This window comes from Blautia sp. 210820-DFI.6.14, from assembly GCF_020558815.1.
Taxonomy (GTDB): domain Bacteria; phylum Bacillota; class Clostridia; order Lachnospirales; family Lachnospiraceae; genus Blautia_A; species Blautia_A obeum.
This window is the reverse complement of the sequence record NZ_JAJCKS010000002.1, coordinates 106,113-129,142: the sequence shown is the minus strand read 5'-3', so window position 1 is coordinate 129,142 and position 23,030 is coordinate 106,113. Positions and strand designations below refer to the sequence as shown.

General features: G+C 41.3%; 22 protein-coding genes and 1 other annotated feature. Of the genes, 1 reads left to right on the top strand and 21 read right to left on the bottom strand.

The annotated features are described in order from the left end of the window. Positions 1–90: 90 nt before the first annotated feature. The 14 genes from LI112_RS03165 to pta all read right to left on the bottom strand — a co-directional run bounded on the left by LI112_RS03165 (position 91) and on the right by pta (position 14,912). The gene (locus tag LI112_RS03165; RefSeq protein ID WP_227190226.1) at positions 91–1,935 is read right to left on the bottom strand and encodes an ABC-F family ATP-binding cassette domain-containing protein; all 1,845 of its coding nucleotides are present in this window, start codon (positions 1,933–1,935) and stop codon (positions 91–93) included. A gap of 11 nt (positions 1,936–1,946) precedes the next feature. Then, positions 1,947–3,296 carry an MATE family efflux transporter gene (locus tag LI112_RS03160; protein WP_055055214.1) on the bottom strand — a complete coding sequence of 450 codons (1,350 nt, stop codon included), beginning with the start codon at positions 3,294–3,296 and terminating at the stop codon, positions 1,947–1,949. A 74-nt stretch (positions 3,297–3,370) separates the two neighbouring features. Beyond that, positions 3,371–3,553, bottom strand: coding sequence for a 50S ribosomal protein L32 (gene rpmF, locus LI112_RS03155; protein WP_005425421.1), 183 nt, complete (start codon positions 3,551–3,553; stop codon positions 3,371–3,373). Positions 3,554–3,556: 3 nt separating this feature from the next. After that, complete coding sequence (locus tag LI112_RS03150; protein ID WP_005425420.1) at positions 3,557–4,084, bottom strand: DUF177 domain-containing protein; 528 nt, start codon at positions 4,082–4,084, stop codon at positions 3,557–3,559. A 75-nt stretch (positions 4,085–4,159) separates the two neighbouring features. Next, complete coding sequence (locus tag LI112_RS03145) at positions 4,160–5,056, bottom strand: ribokinase (protein ID WP_005425419.1); 897 nt, start codon at positions 5,054–5,056, stop codon at positions 4,160–4,162. Positions 5,057–5,123: 67 nt separating this feature from the next. Continuing rightward, complete coding sequence (locus tag LI112_RS03140; RefSeq protein WP_005425418.1) at positions 5,124–5,711, bottom strand: RpiB/LacA/LacB family sugar-phosphate isomerase; 588 nt, start codon at positions 5,709–5,711, stop codon at positions 5,124–5,126. 53 nt (positions 5,712–5,764) lie between these two features. Further along, positions 5,765–6,508: a glutamine amidotransferase gene (locus tag LI112_RS03135; protein ID WP_005425417.1), complete on the bottom strand. Its 744-nt coding sequence runs from the start codon at positions 6,506–6,508 to the stop codon at positions 5,765–5,767. Between the two features lie 15 nt (positions 6,509–6,523). Further along, positions 6,524–7,516, bottom strand: a complete 993-nt coding sequence (locus LI112_RS03130) for an ABC transporter permease (RefSeq protein ID WP_022389422.1) — start codon at positions 7,514–7,516, stop codon at positions 6,524–6,526. Then, entirely contained in the window at positions 7,516–8,538 is a 1,023-nt protein-coding gene (locus LI112_RS03125; RefSeq protein WP_005425415.1) for an ABC transporter permease, read from the bottom strand. Before LI112_RS03125 ends, LI112_RS03130 begins: the two co-directional genes overlap by 1 nt. 11 nt (positions 8,539–8,549) lie before the next feature. Further along, positions 8,550–10,034, bottom strand: a complete 1,485-nt coding sequence (locus LI112_RS03120; protein WP_117592648.1) for a sugar ABC transporter ATP-binding protein — start codon at positions 10,032–10,034, stop codon at positions 8,550–8,552. A gap of 111 nt (positions 10,035–10,145) precedes the next feature. Further along, entirely contained in the window at positions 10,146–11,195 is a 1,050-nt protein-coding gene (locus LI112_RS03115) for an autoinducer 2 ABC transporter substrate-binding protein (RefSeq protein ID WP_005425413.1), read from the bottom strand. Positions 11,196–11,394: 199 nt separating this feature from the next. After that, positions 11,395–12,423 (bottom strand): LacI family DNA-binding transcriptional regulator, encoded by a 1,029-nt coding sequence (locus tag LI112_RS03110; protein WP_005425412.1) that lies wholly within the window; start codon positions 12,421–12,423, stop codon positions 11,395–11,397. A gap of 248 nt (positions 12,424–12,671) precedes the next feature. Next, a complete protein-coding gene (locus LI112_RS03105) occupies positions 12,672–13,862 on the bottom strand; it encodes an acetate kinase (RefSeq protein ID WP_005425411.1) in 1,191 nt (396 codons plus the stop codon). A gap of 42 nt (positions 13,863–13,904) precedes the next feature. Continuing rightward, positions 13,905–14,912 (bottom strand): phosphate acetyltransferase, encoded by a 1,008-nt coding sequence (gene pta, locus LI112_RS03100; protein ID WP_022389420.1) that lies wholly within the window; start codon positions 14,910–14,912, stop codon positions 13,905–13,907. A 274-nt stretch (positions 14,913–15,186) separates the two neighbouring features. Here pta and LI112_RS03095 point away from each other — a divergent pair, with 274 nt between their 5' ends. Next, positions 15,187–16,470, top strand: a complete 1,284-nt coding sequence (locus LI112_RS03095; RefSeq protein ID WP_227190225.1) for a nucleotidyltransferase — start codon at positions 15,187–15,189, stop codon at positions 16,468–16,470. 54 nt (positions 16,471–16,524) lie between these two features. Here LI112_RS03095 and LI112_RS03090 read toward each other — a convergent pair whose 3' ends face one another. The 7 genes from LI112_RS03090 to LI112_RS03060 all read right to left on the bottom strand — a co-directional run bounded on the left by LI112_RS03090 (position 16,525) and on the right by LI112_RS03060 (position 23,029). Continuing rightward, positions 16,525–17,004 carry a hypothetical protein gene (locus tag LI112_RS03090; RefSeq protein WP_227190224.1) on the bottom strand — a complete coding sequence of 160 codons (480 nt, stop codon included), beginning with the start codon at positions 17,002–17,004 and terminating at the stop codon, positions 16,525–16,527. Positions 17,005–17,071: 67 nt separating this feature from the next. After that, entirely contained in the window at positions 17,072–17,860 is a 789-nt protein-coding gene (locus LI112_RS03085) for an ABC transporter ATP-binding protein (protein WP_005425401.1), read from the bottom strand. A 3-nt stretch (positions 17,861–17,863) separates the two neighbouring features. Then, entirely contained in the window at positions 17,864–18,790 is a 927-nt protein-coding gene (locus LI112_RS03080; RefSeq protein WP_330664043.1) for a hypothetical protein, read from the bottom strand. 22 nt (positions 18,791–18,812) lie between these two features. After that, entirely contained in the window at positions 18,813–19,838 is a 1,026-nt protein-coding gene (locus tag LI112_RS03075; protein WP_005425396.1) for an ABC transporter substrate-binding protein, read from the bottom strand. A gap of 81 nt (positions 19,839–19,919) precedes the next feature. After that, positions 19,920–20,167, bottom strand: a binding site (T-box leader). A gap of 33 nt (positions 20,168–20,200) precedes the next feature. Then, a complete protein-coding gene (locus LI112_RS03070; RefSeq protein ID WP_227190223.1) occupies positions 20,201–21,190 on the bottom strand; it encodes a hypothetical protein in 990 nt (329 codons plus the stop codon). A gap of 173 nt (positions 21,191–21,363) precedes the next feature. Further along, complete coding sequence (locus LI112_RS03065; protein ID WP_227190222.1) at positions 21,364–22,728, bottom strand: PFL family protein; 1,365 nt, start codon at positions 22,726–22,728, stop codon at positions 21,364–21,366. A 28-nt stretch (positions 22,729–22,756) separates the two neighbouring features. Continuing rightward, positions 22,757–23,029, bottom strand: coding sequence for an ACT domain-containing protein (locus LI112_RS03060; protein WP_005425458.1), 273 nt, complete (start codon positions 23,027–23,029; stop codon positions 22,757–22,759). Position 23,030: the final 1 nt, after the last annotated feature.

Sequence of the window (23,030 nt, the reverse complement as noted above, 5' to 3'; positions counted from 1 at the left end):
ATCTATTTTAAATCCATATTGTTATCAAAAAAACTTCAAACTTTATCATACTAAAGAATTATCAGAAAATCAAGAGTGTTCCCACGTCATCTATTTATTATTCTGAGCTTCGATCTGTTCTGCCAGGTCATTCAGATAAACCCAGCGATCCATTTTTTCTTCCAGAAGTGCTTCTGCAGTCTCTTTTTCCTTTGTAAGTTCGTTAAGTTTACCGGAATCTGTAGCATTCGCCATGATATCATTATCCAGCTTTTCAATTTTTTCTTCCAACCCAGCAATATCATCATCAATTGTTTCGTATTCCCGTTGTTCTTTATAACTGAATTTCAGTTTTGAAGAACGATTCTGTTTCCATGTCTTTACAGAAGATTTTTCTTCCTGAGGTTCTTCTATCATGTTCTTTCCGACAGAAGAAGCTTTTATCTCTACGGATTCATCAATATTCATACCTTCCCGACGTTTTTTTGCTTCGAGATAGTCAGTATAGCCACCTTCATATTGAGTCAGATTTCCCTCTCTGTCAAATTCAAAGATACGGTCTGCCAGATTGTCCAGGAAATATCTGTCGTGAGAAACAGCAATGACTATTCCGGCAAAAGAATCCAGGTAATCTTCCAGGATCGTCAGTGTTGGAATATCAATATCATTCGTAATCTCGTCCAGCAAAAGTACATTTGGTGCTGCAGCAAGTACTTTCAGAAGATATAATCTTTTTTTCTCACCACCGGAAAGTTTTTCGATTGGTGAATACTGCATGGCCGGATCAAATAAAAACTGCTCGAGAAGTTTGGATGCACTGATGAGTCCGTCCTTTGTCGGAATAAATTCTGCTACAGCTTTAATATAGTCGATCACTCTCTGACTGGAATTCATGTCTTCGATTTCCTGTGAAAAATAGCCAATCTTAATGGTATCCCCAATTTCAACACTTCCGCTGTCCGGTTCAAGGATACCTGCTATGATCTTAAGTAGCGTAGATTTGCCGCAGCCATTTGGACCTATGATTCCTAGTCTCTGATTTTTCAGAACAATATAGTCAAAATCACGAATACATACCCGCTCACCAAAACGTTTGGAAATATGATGCAGTTCAATCGTCTTTTTGCCCATTCTGGTCTCTACAGAATCAATCTCTACATTTTTATCCCGCACAGGCGCTGTGGAATTCTTCATGGCCTCCAGACGGTCCAGACGGGCTCTCTGCTTTGTACTTCTTGCCCGGCATCCTCTTTTTGCCCATTCGACCTCCATACGAAGAATACTCTGTTTTTTACGTTCTGAAGCCATTTCCATTTCTTCTCGCTGCGCTTTCATTTCCAGAAAATCAGAATATTTTGCTTCGTAAGTATAGATCTTACCATGACTGATCTCCAGAATCTTATTTGTTACACGGTCAAGGAAATAACGGTCATGTGTTACCATAATAACAACGCCTTTAAAACGATTCAGATAATCTTCCAGCCAGGAAGCCATTTCGTTGTCCAGATGGTTAGTCGGCTCATCCAGGATCAGAACATCAGCCGGATTCACGAGGACGGCTGCAAGTGCCACGCGTTTTTTCTGTCCTCCGGAAAGATGTGCGATTTCCTCTTCATGGTCTTTAATACCAAGTTTATTAAGCACCATATGAGCCTCTGTCTCGGGATTCCAGCTCTGTTCTTTCTGTCCCTGTGTCACGTAAGAAAGAATGGTTGCGCCCTCTGGAAATTCAGGATGCTGCGGCAGATATGTGATACGAAGGCCATTCTGCATAACCACCTGTCCTTCATCGATTTCCTCGAAACCTGCCAGTATTCGAAGAAACGTGGTCTTTCCTGTTCCATTGATACCGATGATTCCAATTTTGTCACCCTGATGGATGCCACAGGAGATATCGTCAAAAATCACTTTTTCGCCATAAGTTTTGCTGATATGTTCCAGATTCAATACGTTCATCTATATGCTCCTTACTGTAAAATCTGTTCTTCCGTTTTAGGAAATTTTTTGAAGTAATATATAATAAATAAAACTGCTGTAATTCCCCAGGATACCGGGTAACTCAGCATGATCGTCTTAATTCCTGAATAAACAGGAAATACCCCAAACATCCAGGCAATTCTGATCAGGCATACCCCACCGCAGGTCAACAGCATTGGTACCAATACTCTTCCCGCGCCTCTCAGCGCTCCGGACAATATTCCGATCACTACATACATAAAATATGACGGAAGAAGAAAATGCATCATGTCTGCGCCAATGCGGACAACATTGCTGTCCGTTGTAAACAATCTATATAACGGTTCTGCAAAACCATACAGTGCTGCACTTACCAGAATTGCAGCTCCATAAGACATAAGCAGACATACTTTGACGCTTTTTCGCATTCTCTGTATTTTCCCCGCACCATAATTCTGGCCGACAAATGTTGTGATAGCAATACCAAACGAATTGACAACCATCCAATAAATAGCATCAATTTTCGCAAATGTTCCCCATGCAGCAACGGTATCTGTTCCCAGGCCATTCACAAATATCTGAATGATCAGATTTGCAATAGTATACATAGTTGCTTCCAGTGCTGCTGGAATTCCAATGCGAAGTACCGACTGCAGGGATGCCATATAAAAACGAATCTCCCTGATCTTTAACCGGAATAAAGAATTTCCCTTTATTAAAATCCACGTTACCATGCATGCACTGATTCCCTGACAGGAAACAGTCGCAATTGCAACTCCCATTACACCCATTTTAAGGAATACAACAAGCATGATATCAAAAAAAATATTCAAGCCACAGGTCATGATCAGCACATACAACGGTCTCCTGGAATCCCCAACTGCGCGAAGAATAGAAGCTCCCATATTATAAACGATATTAAAGATCATACCGCAGAAATAGATATGCAGATATATAACAGAATCAGCCATCAACTCTGAAGGTGTCTTCATCGCTATAAGAACTTTTTCTGTGATCCAAAAGCCAATCAGTCCCACTATGGCTCCTGTAACGATTGCAAAGGCATATGCTGTATGCAACGTCCTGTTTAGATTTTTATGATCTTTTGCCCCATAAAACTGTGCAATGATCACGGAAGCACCTGAAGTCAGTCCGACAAAAACTTCCACGATCAGTGTAACGATCTGATTCACTGATCCACTTACCGCAGCCAAAGCTTCTTTACCTACAAAACGACCGACAACAATACTGTCGGCCGTATTATACACCTGCTGAAAAAAAGTGCCTATTACAATCGGAAAAAAGAATATTAAAAGCTGTTTCCAGATTACCCCTTCCGTAATCTGATTCTTCTGTTCCATCTTTCCCTCCAAGACATAGAATTTGATTGAAAAAAACAGAATCCCGAAAAAGGATTCTGTTTCATTCGTTGTGATTAGTCTTCAACTTTCACGATTTCTTTCTTATTGTAGCTTCCGCATTCTTTACAAACTCTGTGAGGCATCATCAGGGCGCCGCATTTGCTGCATTTTACCAGATTCGGAGCACTCATTTTCCAGTTTGCACGTCTTTTATCACGTCTAGCTTTAGATGATTTGTTTTTTGGACATATGGACATAGGTTACACCTCCTTAAATTTACTAAATATATCACTGATGGCCGCCATACGGGGATCCTTCGGTTCCTCTGCACATCCACAGGGTCCCTCATTCAGATTCTTCCCACACCGGCTGCATATTCCTTTGCAATCTTCTTTACAAAGAACTTTCAAAGGCCAACTCATCAGTACCTCAAGATAGACCAACCGGTCCACATCCAGGTCCATACCAGTGAGATAGTCATTCTCATCCAGATTCTCAACTCGCTCTTTATCAGTCTGTTTCATATCCAGCTTACGATCGATATCGTATGGGATAGTAACAGACACCTGCTCCAGACAACGGTCACAAGGAATGCCGACAGTTAAACTGCCTTTTCCTGTCAGTTCAAGAACTTTATTGCCTGTATTTGCAATCCGTAGTTCTACCGGAGATCTGTCCAATATCGGAAACTCTCCCATCTGAAATGAAATCTTATCTAACTCCACCTCAGAACTGAACTGTATGATTTTTCCTTCACTGTCTGTAATATCTGATAAATGAATCTGCATAGTTCTCTCCTATTCACACTTTATCAATTATACATAGGAGGTACCCGTTTGTCAACGACATTTTTACTTTTATTTCTATATTTTTCCGTTACTTTTTTCTTTTACTACTTCGCTGCGGAGAGGAATGGATGCAGTTGCGCCAGGTCTGGAAACTGCAATTGCGGATGCTTTTGCTGCAAGCTCCAGTCCGTCCTGTACAGGCAGCCCATCAATAATAGAAGAAATAAAATATCCTGTAAACGTATCACCTGCGGCGGTTGTATCAACAGCCTTTACTTTAAAGATTCCCTGGCGGTAGATCCCCGTTTCATCCTGATATACAGAACCATCTCCGCCGAGTGTCAGAACTACTTTTGCTTTTGGATAAAGTGCTTTCACTTTTGTGAGAATTTTATCTGGTTCTTTTTCGCCGGTAATCTGAAAACCTTCAATCTCATTCATCAGGAAGAGACTGATTTTCGACAGATCACAGTTTTCCAATGCATTGTCAAAAGGAGAAGGATTCAAAATGATCATCATATGTTTTTCGTATGCACGGTCAATGATATAATCCAGTTCATTGATCTCATTCTGCAAAAGAATGATGTCTCCCTCTTCAAAAGAATCCAACACAGTATCAACAAACTCCTTTGTCATACTTCTATTGGAGCCTCCAAAAAGAAGGATACAGTTCTGTCCATTTTCATCCACCTGAATAACTGTATGTCCGCATGGTCCCGGGATCTGTCTGATGAACTCTGTATTCACCCCATTTTCCTTACAAACTTCGAGAAGCGGTTCCCCGCCCTCTCCGATCAGACCGGCATGATATACAGGAATCCCGGCCTTTGCCAGTGCAATAGACTGGTTCAGGCCTTTACCACCACAAAAGATCTGCCTGCTTTTTGATGCCTGTGTTTCTCCGGGAATCAAAATAGATTCCACCTGGTACACATAGTCCAGATTGAGAGAACCAAAATTTAATACTTTCATGTTTCAAACCTCTAAAAAATATTTTTCATCAATTATATGGCAGTTAGATGATTCTTGCAATTATTATTTATTTTTTACCACCAAAAAGAGTCGGATCATCTACAAGATCAAGCGGATAGTCTCCAAGATGTTTTACTTTAAATCCATTTGCCTTATATTCTTCATAATTAAATGCATTTAATTCATCACAGGCAAGTTTATGGAATTCATAAAAGTTTGGCCAGTATTCGTATCCATCTCCAAGATTATGGCTCAGATAAGCATCTGCTATATCACAGCCCATTTTCGGAGCTACATAAAACGCACCCATAGCCAAAACGTTGACGCCATTTCCGGTAATTGCACGAAGAGCAGCCGGCACGCTTTCTACAACGCCTGCAGAAACACCCGGGCATTTGCTTGCTGCAATATGGATACCCATTCCGGTTCCGCAAAAGATCAGAGCACGTTCAAATTCACCTTCCGAGATCATAGAACCCACGCGAAGGCCGATTCTGTGAAACATCAGATCTGTATCTGTGTCCTCCGGTGATCTGACACCAACATCAGTTACTGTCCATCCATATTCTTTCAGATGAGCCACTACTGCTTCTTTTAACGGGTATCCCGCAAAATCAGCACCTACAAGAATCTGTTTGTCTTTAATCGTCTTCATGTCAATACCTCCTTGTATTTTTAACTTTTGAATCACATTTCCTGTGATTCTGATTATTTTGCAATATAATCCAGGATGTTCTTAAATAACACATCATAATATTTCCAGTTGCAGAATTCCGGTGGTGCCCAGTGCGGTGAACAGTCACTGGAGAAAACAGCAGATTTTCCCTCTCCGTAACTGCCAAACGCAATAAACGGATCTCCGCAGACTGTGGCAGCAAGTTCTGCTTCCGGTTTTATGGTGCTCTTATTATAACCAAGTACAGGCGGCCACTCTCCTTCGATTCCCGCAAATGCCGGATGATCCGGGAGTGTCACTTCTGCATGGACACCCTCACAGTGTTCCATACGGTCATCGTATGGAAGAATTTCTACCGGAAGGACATCCTGTACCGGTGTTGCCCACCATTTTCCCTGAGCTCCAACACCATTAAAGGTAAGATAGCCTCCAATCATCAGAAGGCCTCCGCCACCAAGTACATAATCTTTGAGTAGCTGGCAGCGATTGGGAAGAATTTTGCTTGCTCCAAATGTAGCTGATGGAATCAGCAGCGTGTCTGCTCCCACATCTGATAGAATGATACAGGAATATTCATTCAGCTCTTCCAGAGTAAATGGAAAATGATCATTTGCAATATGATTCGGCATATATACAAATTCATAGCCGGCTTTTTCGATCGCTTTGTCGATCCAGCCAAGTCCTGTTTCATATTTAGATGATAAAAAACTGTTGAATCCTTTTACTTCCATCAGAGTAGCACTCCAGGATTCACCAACAAAAAGTACTTTTTTCATACAGACTCCTTTTGTTTATTTTGCATGTTTCGGTTTCTGGCTGACATAATCAATCACGAGTGCAAGGATCAGAACAGCTCCCCAGATCAGTGTTACATAATATGTAGATACACTCCTGAAACGGTTAATGCCGGATTCAATCATCTTCAAAAGTACGATAGCTGTGATAACACCGGAAATTTTTCCTTTACCACCATTCGGGCTGACACCGCCGAGAACGACGAGAAGGATAGACTGCATGGTATAGTTTGTTCCATAATCAGCTCTTGCAGATGAATAGGTTGCAAGCATCATCAATCCGCCAAGTGCAGCACAAATGGATGAAGTAATATGCGTTCTGAACAGCAGGCTTGTTGTATTGATTCCGGAAAATTTTGCGACATGTGCATTCGTTCCGTAAAGACGAAGTTTAGTTCCGTAAGTACAATGCTCCAGCATAAACCAGATAATGATTGCGACTACGATAAATACCAGAAGTCTTCGTGGGATAAAACCAAAGAGATTTCCTGAAAAGAAATCACAGTACTGCTTCGGGAAAGAGGAAATTGCAGAACCGTTTGTCATAACCACACAGAGACCTGTTAAGAGCTCATTTACACCAAGCGTTGCAAGAATCGGCGGAACCCCAAGTTTTGAGATCAAAAAGGCGTTCAGACTTCCAACAACAATACCTGTTACAATTGCAATCAGGAAGATCACAACAGAAAAAGCAAGTGGCATAGTTCCGTCTGCTCCAAACAATCTGGTCAGTGTAAATACCGTAAGGATAGAAGCCATATTGGCTGTACCAACTACAGAAAGGTCAATACCTCCTGTGATCATGCATAACATACCGCCCAGAGCCATAAGGCCGTATTCCGGGAACTGTCCCGCCATGGTAAGAAAGTTCATTCCTGTATAAAATTTTCTGGCCTGTGTAAATGCCATGAAGATCAGCCAGACTGCCATGATGACCAACAGGCGGGTCACTTCTTCATTTTTCTTATATATACTTTTGATCTTGTTCATCATGCGCCCTCCTTTACTGCTTTCTTTTTGCTTTTAGAGGTTCGGGTTGACTGCCATGCGGTCAGGGATACTCCAATCACGATTACAAGTCCTACGAATACATCACTCCAGGTTGTCGGAATTCCAAGAAGGATCATGGAGTTCTGTACCAGGATGATCAGGAAAGTACCAAGAATACAGCCTGTCAGTGTACCGGCACCACCGGTAAGAGCAACGCCGCCAAGAACGACACCTGCGATGATGTTCATTTCCATTCCAAGCATATTCGTCGGATGCATCTGCTGCATCATGCAGACACGACAGATACCACTCGCAGATGCAATCATACCTATAATAATATACATGATAAATTTTGTTCTTTTTACATTAAATCCAGCTGTGTGTGCACTCTGTGGATTTCCGCCGATTGCGTAAATACCACGTCCAAAGATCGTATAATGCAGTACAAAATGCATAACTGCACATACAAGAACCAGAATAATGAAGGTATAAGGAAGAATGGAAGTCAGTCCATTCGCCTTATTAGTTGCTGTCAGGAATGCAGCGGTACCAAAGCTTTTCATTCCAGGCGGAATGACAGAAAGCTGATTTGCTCTTAAAGTACCCTGCATAATGCCCTGGAAGATACTTGCGGAACCGAGAGTCACGATCATTGCATTCAGATTCAGATAGCCAATAAAATATCCATTGAATGCGCCAAGTACTGCACCAATTGCGATTGCGATCACAAATGCCAGAAGAACATTTCCTTCGTAATTCTTGTCAAGAAGGAACTTTGTTGTGGCATAGGCAGAAAGAGATGCCAGTGCCGGGAAAGAAACATCGATCCCACCTGCGATCAGTGCCATGAATTCTGCGATTGCAAAAAGTCCCGGTACGATCATCGCACTCAGAAGGTCAACGATATTATTTGCTGTAAAAAACTGTCCGGAACGGATCTGTACCACAATTCCGAGAAGAATTATGATAAGAAAAATATACGGTTCATTTGACTGAAATATTTTCTTTACTTTTTTATTCATATGACCGCCTCCTACATCATATCGTCAATGATCATCTGTTCACTGACATTCTGGGTATCATATTCGGATTTGATCTTTCCATTCTTGATAACAAGAACTCTGGAACAGTTCTGTATAACTTCCGGAAGATCATCAGAAATGATAATAACACCAAGCCCCTGGTTGGCAAGTCGCTGCAGAACCATATGAATATCATGTTTGGAACCGATATCCACACCTACTGTCGGGCCATTCAAGATGAGCACATCCAGATTACATGCAAGCCATTTTGCAAGTACGATTCGCTGCTGGTTACCTCCTGAAAGAGTTGTTGCCGGATTGTTTGGATTTTTTGTCTTGATCTCCAGTTCTTTAACCCATTTTTCAATTTCTTCATCTCTCTTCTTCAGATCAAACTGTCCATTTTTCTTTTTCAGTTTGTCAATCTCAGAAATGATGATGTTGTCACCAATCGACTGGGTAAGAAAAAGGCCTTCTGACAGTCGGTCCTCAGGAACATATCCAATACTGTTGGCAATAGCCTCTCTTGGGCTGGTAAGCTTAATTTCTTTTCCATCTTTTATGATCTGACCGGAATCCGCAGGCTTCAGACCAAACATAGACAGGCCCAATTCAGTACGACCAGAATCCAAAAGTCCTGTAATTCCAAGAATCTCTCCTCTTCGAAGGCTGAGGTTAATATCTGAAAAAGAGCCATTCAGAGTAAGATGTTTCAGTTCAAAAACCGGCTTGTCGGATACATTTTTCGGAATAAATATATTGTCGGAAAACTCTCTTCCTGTCATGTAATAGGTGAATTTCTTATCATCCAGTTCTTTTGTACTGCCTGTAGCAACCAATTCACCATCCCTGAAGATTGTGAATCGATCAGAAATTTCAAATACCTCATCCAATTTATGACTGATAAACAGGATTGCAATTCCCTGTTCCTTTAATTTCAAAATAATTTTAAACAATGCGCTTACTTCTTTTTTGGTTAGCGCTGTTGTCGGCTCATCCATGATAATCAGCTTTGCATTTGACATCAATGCGCGGCTGATTGCGACCATCTGTTTCTGAGCCACCGTAAGTTTTTCTACTTTTTCATCCAGATCAACCTGGAAATTAATTTTGGATACTGCTTCTTCAGCAATCTTTCTTACATTTTTCCAACTTACTGTTTTCTTACGTGATGCAAGTTCTGTATTAAGTGCCAGATTTTCTGCAACTGTCAGATTAGGGAAAAGTGCAAAATCCTGATAAATAACCTGAATTCCAAGATTGATCGCATCAATCGGGGAAATCTTATCGATTTTCTGTCCGTTAAATTCAATTGTTCCGCCATCTCTCTGATAGACACCGGATATAATTTTGATAATAGTTGATTTTCCGCAACCATTCTCTCCGGCAAGACAGTGTATCTCACCAGGTAAAATCTCCAAAGATACATCTCTAAGGGCATGTACATTTCCAAAGGAAATCTTTATATGCTCTGCTTTCAATAAACTCTGAGACATAGCTTCCTCCTCTCCGCCTTACGACACCTGTGATTGTTCAGGTCTTTTGGAAATCAATCCGCCGGGAGAACCGACGGATTGATCATTAAAGCTTATAAATTTTTGTGTTGTTTAGAATCCAAAATCATCAACGTTGTCTGCATCGATTGTAATCCAGCCCTGTCCTTCAAGAACTGTTTCAGATCCTTCACGGAAGTTCATTTCTGTATAACCATCAACGTTAAGATTTACAGGAGCACCAATCTCCTCACCTGCAAGTACTTTGCATGCAAGGTCAACCATTGCTTCACCGGATTTTGCAGGATCCCACAGAGTAAGGGATTTGATAACACCGGATTTCAGCAGTTCAGCATTGTCTGCCGGCATTCCTGTACCGGATGTAAAGAATTTGTCAACAAGGCCAAGTTCCTGAATCGCACGTGCAACACCAGGTGCATCGAAAGAAGAAGTTCCCATGATACCTTTCAGATCCGGATATGTTTTGATCAGTTCTTTTGCAACATTATATGCGGTATCACCGTTATCATCAGACTCTACACGCGGATTATCTTCCAGAAGTGTCATGTTCGGATAATGCTCTTTCTGGTATTCAACGGCTGCATCTGCCCATTCATTATGAGAACCATTTGTAAGGGAAGCTACCATTGTCGTATAAACGCCTTCTTCCCCCATTGCTTCAGCAAGGTTCTGCATGATGAAAGCACCATAGCCTTCATTAGAGAATGCTTCGATATCGTAGTCTACATTTTTAAGATCTGCGCCTTCATGGGTAATAACTACAATACCTGCATCTTTTGCTTTCTTTAATGTAGAGTCCATGGATTCCATATCAACTGGAACTACACAGATTGCATCTACGCCCTGAGCAATCAGGTCCTCAACCAGCTGAGCCTGTTTTGTAGCATCAATTGTACCTGTATCAATCTGGTAGCAGTTAACTCCTGTTTCGTCAGCTACTTCCTTAACGCCGGTGTCCATGCGAACGAACCATGGATTGGTGGAATCCTTCGGTACAACAGCAATTTCCCAACCTTCGTCAGCCGCTTTTTTAATAGCATCATCAGATGCAATATCTGCATCCGCAGCATATACTGTAGAAACTGATCCGATCATCCCAACTGCCATAGCTGCACATAAAGTCATAACGATTGCTTTTTTCATTTTAAATTCCTCCTTTTAATTGGCTTGTGAAACATTTACGCGGCATCTCATATTTTATTTACCCATATGATCCGAACACCTTTCTCCTCCCTTCTCTCGTTCAGATATTTGTACCCCAATATACTTTTTATGCCGTTTGAAACGTTTCAATATTTTCTAAAAATAATTGTATACTTATTTCAGTATACAACTATTAATTTTAGCAAGATCCTCTCATCTTTATTTTCTGCGGTAATTCTATACTCTGATATTTTCCGGTCTTATTGTATTCTGTAATTACTGACCATAAAGTTCTTCCGAATAATTTCTGATCCTGTTCCACAGTTGTAAGTCTCGGATTGACATATCCCGATATTTCAATATTATCATAACCGACAATAGCAAAATCTTCCGGTATGGAATATCCCTTCTCATTGATGGCCCTCATCATACCAAATGCCAGATAATCCGAAGTTGCCAGCCAGGCATCCGGAAGTTCTTCGCGCTTTGATGACTCAAGAATCTCCATCATATAAAGATAACTGTTTTTCAATTTATCCAGCGAAAGATCTGGGCGGGAATAAATATTTTTTTCCGGATCCGGATATCCAAAATATTTCATTGCTTCCAGAAATCCCTCTACTCTTTCACGGATATTTTGAAGTTTTGTAGGTTCTGTAAAAAGTCCTATTCGTTTGTAATTTCTGTTTTTTAACAGACATATTATTTCAAATGGTACCCGACGATTATCAAATATAACACTTGATGTATAACCCGGTATCTCTCGCCTGTCTGCCATAATCACATGTATTTGTTTCTTCGCCAGCCGTTTAATCTCTGTGAGATCATCAAACCCATTAAAAATAATGATTGATGTGCCTGGTTTGCTGCTCTCCAGTGCTCTCAGCTGCTGCCTTTCTATCTCTGACGAATATTCATAACCAGAGATATGAACGGTGTACCCAGCCTCATATGCATCGTGCATCAGTGCACTGATCGTATTTGTATAAAAAGCACTATCCAGATGCGGTGTTAAAACATGTATCGCTGTGCTGTCCTTTCTTCGAAGGGAACTCGCCAGAGTATCCGGGATATAATCCAACACATCAATTGCCTGCTGTATCCGCGCTGCCCTGTCGTGCGACACACCTGCCGTACCGTTTAAATAATTCGAAACCGTCCCAACAGATACACCTGCATGTTTTGCCACCTGTGTAATTGTGGCTCTTTTCTTCGTAGATTTATCCATTCATCATTTCCTCTATACAAAGCCACATTTGAAACGTTTCAATATGGCAATTATACATTTATAATTTAAGTATGTCAATATAATCGTTATAAATTGCATAATCTAAAATCTATTTTCAGTACTTTTCTGCAAATATTGCACAATATTTTTGTGTAATAGCTACAACAAAAGGAAGTCATAATATGAAAATACGCAAAAGAAAAGGACTTGCCAACGGCAAGCCCCCTTCGAAGTTGTTTTATAACAAATTATTTAACCAGCGCTACTGTATCTCTGCAGATTGCAAGTTCTTCGTTTGTAGGAATAACTGCAACTTTAACTTTTGAATTTGGAGTAGAGATAACAATTTCTTCGCTAAATGTATCATTTGCTTTGTCATCGATTTCAACGCCAAGATATCCGAAATAATTGCAGACATCTTTACGAAGCTGGCCTACATTCTCACCAATACCAGCTGTAAATACAATTGCATCTACACCGTTCATAGCTGCTACATAGCCGCCAACAAATTTAGCGATACCATAGCAAAGTACATCATAAGCATTCTTAGCATCTTCATTTCCATCTGCGATAGCAGCTCTGATGTCACGCATATCACTGCCGACTCCGGACATACCCTGAAGACCGGATTTCTTGTTCAGCACATTCATAACACCTGCGATGTCAAGGTTTTCTTTCTTTGCAATGAATTCAACAATTGCCGGATCAATATTACCGGAACGAGTTCCCATAACAACGCCCTCAAGTGGTGTAAGTCCCATAGTTGTATCTACACATTTGCCGTTCTGAACAGCACTGATGGAAGATCCGTTTCCAAGATGGCAAACAATAACTTTGGAGTTGTCTTTGTCAAGTCCAAGGAATTCTACAGCACGTTTGGATACAAAGCTGTGTGAGGTTCCGTGGAAACCATATCTTCTTACTTTGTATTTTTTGTAGTATTCGATCGGAAGTCCGTACAGATATGCTTTTGCAGGCATTGTCTGATGGAAAGCTGTATCAAATACACCAACCTGCGGTACACCTGGCATAAGCTCAGAGCAGACATCAATACCGATCAGGTTTGCCGGGTTATGAAGTGGTGCAAGATCGTTACACTCTTTTACTGCTGCGATCATTTCATCTGTGATCACTGCAGAAGCTGCAAATTTTTCTCCACCATGTACGACACGATGTCCGATTGCATCTACTTCTTTCAGGCTCTTGATAGCGCCTGTTTTTTCGTTTGTAAGAGCATCCAGTACAAACTGGATAGCTTCTTTGTGTGTAGGCATTGCACACTCTGTGATTTCTTTATCAAGTCCGGCTTTCTGATAAACCAGTCTTCCGTCGATTCCGATTCTCTCGCAAAGACCCTTTGCCAGAACATCCTCTGTATCAGAGTTGATGAGCTGATATTTCAGGGAGGAACTTCCGCAGTTAATTACCAATACATTCATCTTAATATTCTCCTATTCAATAAGTTTCAAAATATGTAATTCTTATTTGTCTTCAGCCTGGCACTGTACAGCTGTGATAGCAACAACACCAACGATATCATCTGCAGAGCATCCTCTGGAGAGGTCATTGACTGGTTTTGCGATACCCTGTGTAACAGGTCCGTAAGCTTCTGCTTTTCCAAGACGCTGAGCAAGTTTATATCCGATGTTTCCTGCATCAAGGTCAGGGAATACAAGAACGTTTGCTTTACCTGCAACTTCACTTCCCGGAGCTTTAGAAGCACCAACGCTAGGTACGATTGCTGCGTCAAGCTGGAACTCTCCATCCAGTTTGAGTTCCGGATGTTCTTCTTTTGCGATTCTTGTAGCTTCTACCATCTTATCTACGTCCGGATGTTTTGCACTTCCCTTTGTAGAGTGTGAAAGCATTGCAACGACTGGTTCTTCCTGAACAAGAAGCTGGAAGGATTCTGCTGAAGATGCTGCGATTGCAGAAAGTTCTTCCGGAGTCGGATTCTGGTTCAGACCAGAGTCAGCAAATACAAATGCACCGTTTGCACCATATTCGCAATCCGGGACTACGATCAGGAAGAATGCGGATACAAGTTTTGTTCCCGGTTTGGTTTTCAGAATCTGCAGACATGGACGAAGTGTGTCTGCTGTAGAATGGCATGCACCGGATACCATACCGTCTGCATCACCCATTTTTACCATCATTACACCATAGTATGGGTACTGAGTATGAAGGATTTCTTTTGCTTTTTCAGGTGTCATACCTTTTTTAGCTCTCAGTTCTACAAATTTATCAATGTATGCCTGAGTTCTGTCAGATGTCTCAGGATCAACGATGGTTGCTCCGGAGATATCGAATCCGCCTTCTGCAGCTTTCTTATTGATTTCTTCTTCGTTACCGATGAGGATAATCTTAGCAACTCCCTCTTTCAGAATCTTATCTGTTGCCTCGATAGTTCTCATATCCTCTGTCTCTGGCAGTACGATAGTTTTGATGCTTTTTTTTGCTCTTTCTTTGAGTAAATCAACAAATCCCATGATTAAATGGCTCCTTTCGTTATTTCGGTCATCAGACCGTGTGAGCGTCTGAAACATGACCTCACAGCTGAATTCATTATACCCCCAGAATTTGTGCATTTCAAGTAGTTGACAGAGAGATTCTTCCAAAGAGTGGTATTTTTTAACGTGCAATTTTATCATTTTCCCATGCCGGAAATATGCTCTGAAATGTTTTGCAGTTTTTCTTTATAAATTTTCCGTCAGATGATACAATAAAAAATAATTTTAATTTGTACAAAGGCAGGTATTTCATATGAATGTAACCGGAATCATTGCGGAGTATAATCCATTTCACAGAGGTCATAAATACCAGATAAATTACTGCAAAAAAGAACTGCAGGCAGATTATGTGATCGTAGTCATGAGTGGCGATTATGTGCAAAGAGGTACTCCTGCTCTGCTGCCCAAACATCTGCGTGCAGAAATGGCACTTCGATGCGGTGCCGATCTTATACTTGAAATGCCGGTGTCCGTAAGTACTGCCAGTGCAGAGACATTTGCCATGGCCGGTGTTTCCATACTGGACAATCTGCATGTCGTTGACCAGCTCTGTTTTGGAAGTGAATATGGTGAAGTTTCTGCACTACAGGAACTTGCTGCTGTCCTTGTAAAAGAACCCAAAGAATACCGTGTACTTCTGAAAACTTTTTTGAGCGAAGGGCTGTCTTTCCCCGCTGCCAGAAGCCAGGCGCTGATCGAATATTTCAAAGATCCTCATCATTTTGAGGGAGACGATTTTGATGGTATTCTGACGCCACTTCTCAATCAAATCGTACAGATTTTAAATTTACCAAACAACATCCTTGGCATCGAATACTGTAAAGCATTGCTCCGTTTAGATAGTTCCATCCGGCCGGTCACTTTGAAACGCCAGGGAATGAGATATCATGATACCGTGCTAAATGAACAGTTCACTTCTGCTCCGGAGCATTTTGCATCTGCATCTGCGATTCGAAATGCCCTGAAATCGGATTCAAAAATTAACGGAGTCCTAAAGAAAGTTCCGAATGAAGCTGCATCAATTCTGGAAACTGCTGTTAATAAAAATGAATTTCTGCTGGAAGATGACTTTTCTCTTCTGTTGCAGTATTGTCTGTTAAACGAAACTCCTGAATCACTTATCAGCTATGCTGATATGTCAAAAGATCTTGCTGCCAGAATTTGCAATCAGATCAATCATTTTAAAAATTTCACACAGTTCACAGAACTTCTGAAAACCAAAGAACTGACTTATACCAGAATTCAGCGCGCTTTGCTCCATACCATCCTGAAGATAAGAGAACAACCAAAAGAAATTCCATATGCACGTGTCCTGGGATTCAGAAAATCTTCTTCCCCTCTGCTTAAAGAAATCAAGCAGCATACAACTATCCCTGTCATCACGAAAGCTGCCGATGCCTCGGGAATTCTTTCAGCAGACGGACAGAAAATATGGAATGATAATCTGAGAGCTTCCAATATCTACGAAAGTATTCTGGCTCAGAAAACAGGGCGTCCTTTTGTTCATGAATATCAAAAACAGCTGGTCCTTTTATAGGGCCAGCTGTCCTTTTATTCTGACAGAATCAGATTTTATCTTAAATCCAAAACATTATTTCACTTTGACTGCTTTAGCTGCAGAATAAGGGGAGAATACGTCTACACCAGCTTCATTTGCTTTTACGGCACGAACTTTGTAGTAGTATTTTTTGCCTTTCTTAGCAGTTTTATCTGTATATTTTACAGTAGATCCTTTTGTAATCTCAGCAATCTTAGTATATCCGGAACCTTTCTTTGTAGAACGATAAACAACATATCCTGCTGCACCATCTACTTTCTGCCACTTCAGGTTTACTTTACCTTTAGAGCTCTTGCCGGATGTAATCTTAGTCTTGCCGATCGTTGTGTTGGAAACAGATGCTGTTGCTGCTGCGCTGCATCCACTTGTGATTACATCATCTTCATCGTCATCATATTTATTATCTGATGGTTTCCAGTTGTATGTTGTGCCATTCTTGCATGCAACTACATAGTAATAGTATTTTACACCTGCCTGCGGGCCGTCATGCCATAAATCTGCAAAAAACTGCAAGAAAAAAAGACCTTCCAACGAATAGTCGAAAAGTCTTTCTCTCACATTCTGCTTAATCATAAAGCATTTAATCGGACAGCAGGATACGGTCATTATCGAGTGCTTTACCAGCGCCACTTCTGAATTTTTCCAGAAGTCCCTCTACTGTCATATTTTTCTTTTCTTCGCCTCCGATATCAAGCACAATATTACCGGAGTCCATCATCAGGATACGGTTACCAAGTTCAATCGCAGACTGCATATTGTGTGTGATCATCAGACAGGTAAGCTGATGTTCTTCTACGATCCGTCTGGTAAGATTCAGAACTTTTTCTGCTGTGCCAGGATCAAGTGCTGCTGTATGTTCATCCAAAAGAAGAAGTTTCGGCGGATTCATTGTCGCCATCAGAAGTGTCAGCGCCTGTCTCTGTCCACCGGAAAGAAGCCCTACCGGATGGCTCATCCGTTCTTCAAGACCAATATCCAGTTTCTTCAATTCTTCACGAAAGCGTTCTTTTTCCTGACGAGTCGTATGTGAAAGCCATCCTCCCTTACCTGCTGCAAGCGCAAGATTTTCTTCAATCGTCATGCCCGGTGCAGTTCCACGCATCGGATCCTGATAAAGCCGTCCAATGCTTCTTGCACGTGCATGCTGCGGCATAAATGTGATATCTTTGTTATCTAGTTCGATCGAGCCTGTATCGGTCAGGAAATCTCCGCAGATTGCATTGAATAACGTGGACTTTCCAGCACCATTGGAGCCAATGATCGTTGCAAAATCTCCCTGTTTCAGTTCCAGAGATAAATCCTCAATTGCTTTTTTCTCGTTTACTGTTCCCGGATTAAATGTCTTGGAAATATGGCTGATTTTTAACATGAATCATCTGCCTCCTTTTGTATGTGTCATTCTTCTTCGAATCTGTGGCCACTGTTTCTTAAGATATGGACCAGATATTGCAAGAACAACAATGACAGAGGATACCAGTTTCAACATAAATGCCGGCATATTAAACCGAAGTGCAATCGTATATACAAGGCGGAAGATAAATGAACCAAGAACCATTCCCACTGCTCTTACAAAGATTCCACCACGTCCCAGAATCGTACCTCCGATCAGCAGAGATGCCAGTGCAATCGTTACCATACCCTGGCCAATATTGATATCTACAGATTTCTGTGACTGGGACAAAAGACATCCGGAAAGTGCTGTAAATGCATTTGCTACGCAAAGACCAATTACCGTTGTAAACACCGGATTGATCGAAGATGATTTTACCATGTCTGAATTATTTCCAGTTGCCCTGATTGCAAGACCAAGTCTTGTTTTCAGGAAAAATACCAGAAATATGATCACGAGGATCACTGCGATCGCTGCAATTATAATATCCTCTCTTCCCTTCAGCAAAGTTCCGGCAAGTGTATCTTTCATCATGGTAAACACGGTGGTCGTCCGGTTCATATTAATAAGAGAAGAACCTCCCATCACTGCAATATTCACCGAATACAATGCAGTGTTAACAATGATTCCGGCAAGCAGACTGTCCACTCCAAGTTTGGTCTGCAGAATAGCCGTTACAAATCCAGATGTCACACCGGCTGCCATTGCTGCTGCAATAGACAGAAAAGGATGCCCGCTCACAGCTACTACGGCTCCTACAGCAGCGCCAAAAGTAAAGCAGCCGTCTGTAGAAAGATCGCAGACATTCAGCATAGAATAACTAAGAAACAGAGCAAGAACTGTCAAAGAACAGATCAGTCCAAGCTTCAGGGCAGTCTCTCCAAGGGAGAGCATAGTTGCAATCGTCACAGTAAATTCCTCCAGTTAATGTTTATTTTGCTTCTACATCATCAAAGCTTTCAGCAGTTGTGATTTCATTTACCTGTGTGCAGAGAGGCTCAAATGCTTTCTTTACAGTATCAAAATCAAGACCGAGAGCTTCACATGTTTCTGTGTTTACTGTTGCAGTACCATTGTCAAATGTTTCAACTGCAGTTTCTGATGGTTTTGCTCCATCTACCAGAATATCAGCAATCATATCAGCTGTTTTCTGTCCAAGATTCGCATAGTCAACACCATATCCCACAAATGCTCCGTTCAGCGCAAAGGAGTCAGCTCCTGTATAGTGCGGAATTCCGGCTTCGATGAATTTCTCATAAATAGAAAGTTCTGCTGTCATGATAGTATTGTCAGTAGGTGTAAATACGGCATCTACGCCATCAGCGATCAGTGCTTCTGCTGCAAGCTGTACTTCGTCTGTTGTCGTTCCGGTACGCTCTACATATTCAATTCCCTGTTCATCCAGGTAATCTTTTGCTTCCTGGATCGCTGTTGTGGATGAATCCTGTCCAACATCATACAGAAGACCGATTTTTTTTACATCCGGGTTCTGCGCCTGGATCAGTTTCATAATAGAAGAAGTATCCAGATAATCACTGGTTCCTGTGATGTTTGCACCAGGAGCTTCCAGAGAATCTACAAGTCCGGAACCAACTGGATCAGATACTGCGGAGAAAACAACCGGTGTGTCAGTTCCTTCTGTTGCAGACTGCATACGCATTGCCACCGGTGTAGCCACGCCTACCATCAGATCTACATTGTCAGCCTGAAAATCAGAAATGATCTGTTCCATAACGCTGGCATCTGCATTACAGTTATCATAAGATACGTCAAATGTAACCCCTTTTTCTTCACCGATTTCTTCCAGGCGGGACTGAATATTATCTACAATCTGATTTAAAGAAGCATCATCCACATAATTACAGATACCTACTTTAAAATCATCTGCCATTACCGGACAGGTCATCATCATAGTTGCTGTTACTGCTGCTGCGATTACTAACATTCTTTTTTTCATAGTCTTTTTCCTCTCTTTTCTGCATTTTATGTGTTTCTACATTTCATGTTCCATGAGAAAAAAAGAACCGTCCCAAGCTATGCTTGAGACGGTAATAATTTCTTATTATCGCGGTACCACTCAAATTGACGTATCGTCCACTTTCTCATGTACAAACATACACTCCTGATTGATAACGGGTTCGGTTCCCGTCAGCGCCTACTCTTCAGATTAAAATTTCGGGCTGCCCTCGGAAGGCCATTCAATAATCTGTTTCATACAGGCTTACACCAACACCTGCTCTCTGGAATGATACGAAATTATTTACTCTTCTTCCTCATCGGTTTTGTTGTTTTATACTTTACCACAGGAAATCATTGCTGTCAATCATTTTTTAGAAAAGTATCCGCTGGTTTCTGAAAACTCAATGCCAGGGAAAGAGAATCTACGAAACCATTCTTCGCTAATATAGAAGGATCATATTTCCACAGCTGCACTTCTGCCTGTGTTTCTGCATTCAGAAGTTCTTTACTTCCCGATAGATGAAATATTTTTTTATTCACTGCATAGCACGGAACTTCTTCTTCCGCGTCTTTTCCGATACGGATAAGTGCCGAATTGCCCGAAAGGAAACGCTCTGAAATATCTGTTTCCTCTTCCAGTTCCTTTTTACTTATAAATACAGTTTCTGCTACAGGAGTACTCAAAGCATCTTCCAGCTGCTGCAGGATCACATTTCGTTCTTCTGTTCCTTTCAGATATTTCTGCACACCGGTTTTGCCGGTTTCAAACAAACCAGTCTCCTCCAGCTGGCGAAACGCACGCGTTACAGTCATCGCTGAACAGCCAAGTATTTTTACCATATCATTCATGTAAAGACAATTTTCCTGCTGATAATACCAGTAGAAGAGCAGTAGCTGTGTAAAGGGCTGAAACGTATCCGAAGTCTTGATTTCCTTTATATATTTTTCCTGAAGATATATTCCCATAAACGGCAGATAAAGCTGGATTCCTACTACAATAAAAGGAAGATGTGCATGAATAAAAGCATCTCTGTGATAACAATCCATCTTATCAAAAACAAACACAACCGGCAGTGATTCCTCCATCTGAATTCGCCGGATCTGCTTTTTAAGCGAACCAATCTGATTCAGCTTTTTCTTCGGACTGAGAAAAATACAGCGAATATCATCAAGCTCCGCAAGTCGCATATCGTAGCGCTCTGTAATATAAAACGGCAGTTCCAGTTCACCTTTCCAGTGGTGAAACTGCACCGATATTCCCAGTATTTTTTCTATATAGCTTTTTATTTGTTCATTCATTTTCTTATTAGTGAAGTCTCCTTTATATCCTTTAAAATCAATATATAACATTATTTTTCATTTTTATCATATATTATGTTATAGCATAATTGTTATGTTAAATAAAGTATTTTCAGTAATCTTCTAAACTTTCAATAAAAAAACGTTTAGAATTACATCAAAGGATGATAAGACAAAAAAAATCCCCGGGGCTCTGCTTCTCCCCAGGGAAATACGTTTTAAAATCAGTTCTTAAAGCTATGGATTGGTGCCGGAATACGTCCGCCACGTTCTACAAATGCATCACAGGAGAACTGATTCACTGGCATGATCGGTGCATATCCCAGCAGTCCGCCAAACTCTACTGTCTCGCCTACTCCCTTACCAATTACAGGAATCAGTCTGACAGCTGTTGTCTTCTGATTGATCATACCGATTGCAGATTCATCTGCAATAATTCCTGCAATAGTAGATGCTTTTGTGTCACCCGGTATAGCAATCATGTCAAGCCCTACAGAGCAGACACAAGTCATAGCTTCCAGTTTTTCCAGTGTCAGCGCACCAAGATTTACCGAATCAATCATTCCCTGGTCTTCACTGACCGGAATAAATGCACCGCTTAAACCTCCAACTGCCTGTGCCGCCATAACACCGCCTTTTTTAACCTGATCGTTCAAAAGCGCAAGTGCTGCAGTTGTTCCTGGTGCTCCTACTCTTTCAAGCCCGATTTCTTCAAGGATCTCTGCTACGCTGTCGCCAATTGCCGGTGTCGGTGCAAGAGAGAGATCAACAATTCCAAACGGTACACCCAGGCGTTTAGATGCTTCCTGTGCTACCAGCTGACCTACACGGGTAACTTTAAATGCAGTACGTTTAATCATTTCGCATAAAGTCTGGAAATCAGCACCACGTACGGATTCCAAAGCTGTTTTTACAACTCCCGGACCACTTACGCCTACATTAATGATGCAGTCAGCTTCTGTAATTCCATGGAAAGCACCAGCCATAAACGGGTTATCATCTGGCGCATTACAGAACACAACAAGTTTCGCACATCCAAGGGAATCCTGTTCTTTGGATGCCTCTGCAGTTTCCAGGACAATCTCACCCATCAGTTTCACCGCATCCATATTAATACCTGTCTTGGTAGAACCAACATTTACAGAGCTGCAGACACGTTCTGTTACTGCCAGAGCCTGTGGAATGGAACGGATCAAAAGTTCTTCTGCCGGAGTCATCCCCTTGCTGACAAGGGCTGAATAACCTCCAATAAAATTTACACCAATAGTCTTTGCTGCCTTATCCAAAGTCTTTGCAACAGAGACAAAATCTTCTGTAGAATGGCATGCAACTCCACCAATCAGTGCAATTGGTGTGACAGAAACTCGTTTATTTACAACCGGAATACCAAATTCTGCTGCAATCTCATCACCTGTAGCAACCAGATCTTTTGCTTTCGTTGTAATCTTATTGTAGATTTTTTCATTCATAGTATCCAGGTCGCTGTCAATGCAGTCCAGAAGGCTGATTCCCATGGTAATGGTACGCACATCCAGATTTTCCTGCTCAATCATTTTGTTTGTCTCATTAACTTCAAAAATATTGATCATGTCAACTCTCCTTTTCGGTAAGATACGATTAAATACGATGCATTACATTGAAGATATCTTCGTGCTGACAGCGGATCACTACGCCGATCTTATCGCCGATTTCAGAAAGTTCTTTAGAGAGAGCCGCGGCATCTTTGTCAGATTTACTGGTATCTGCAACCATCATCATGTTAAAATACCCCTGTACGATAGTCTGGGAAATATCCAGAATGTTTACATTGTTGTCTGCAAGATATGTACATACTTTTGCAATAATTCCTACGGTGTCATTTCCTACTACTGTAATGATTGTTTTTTTCATG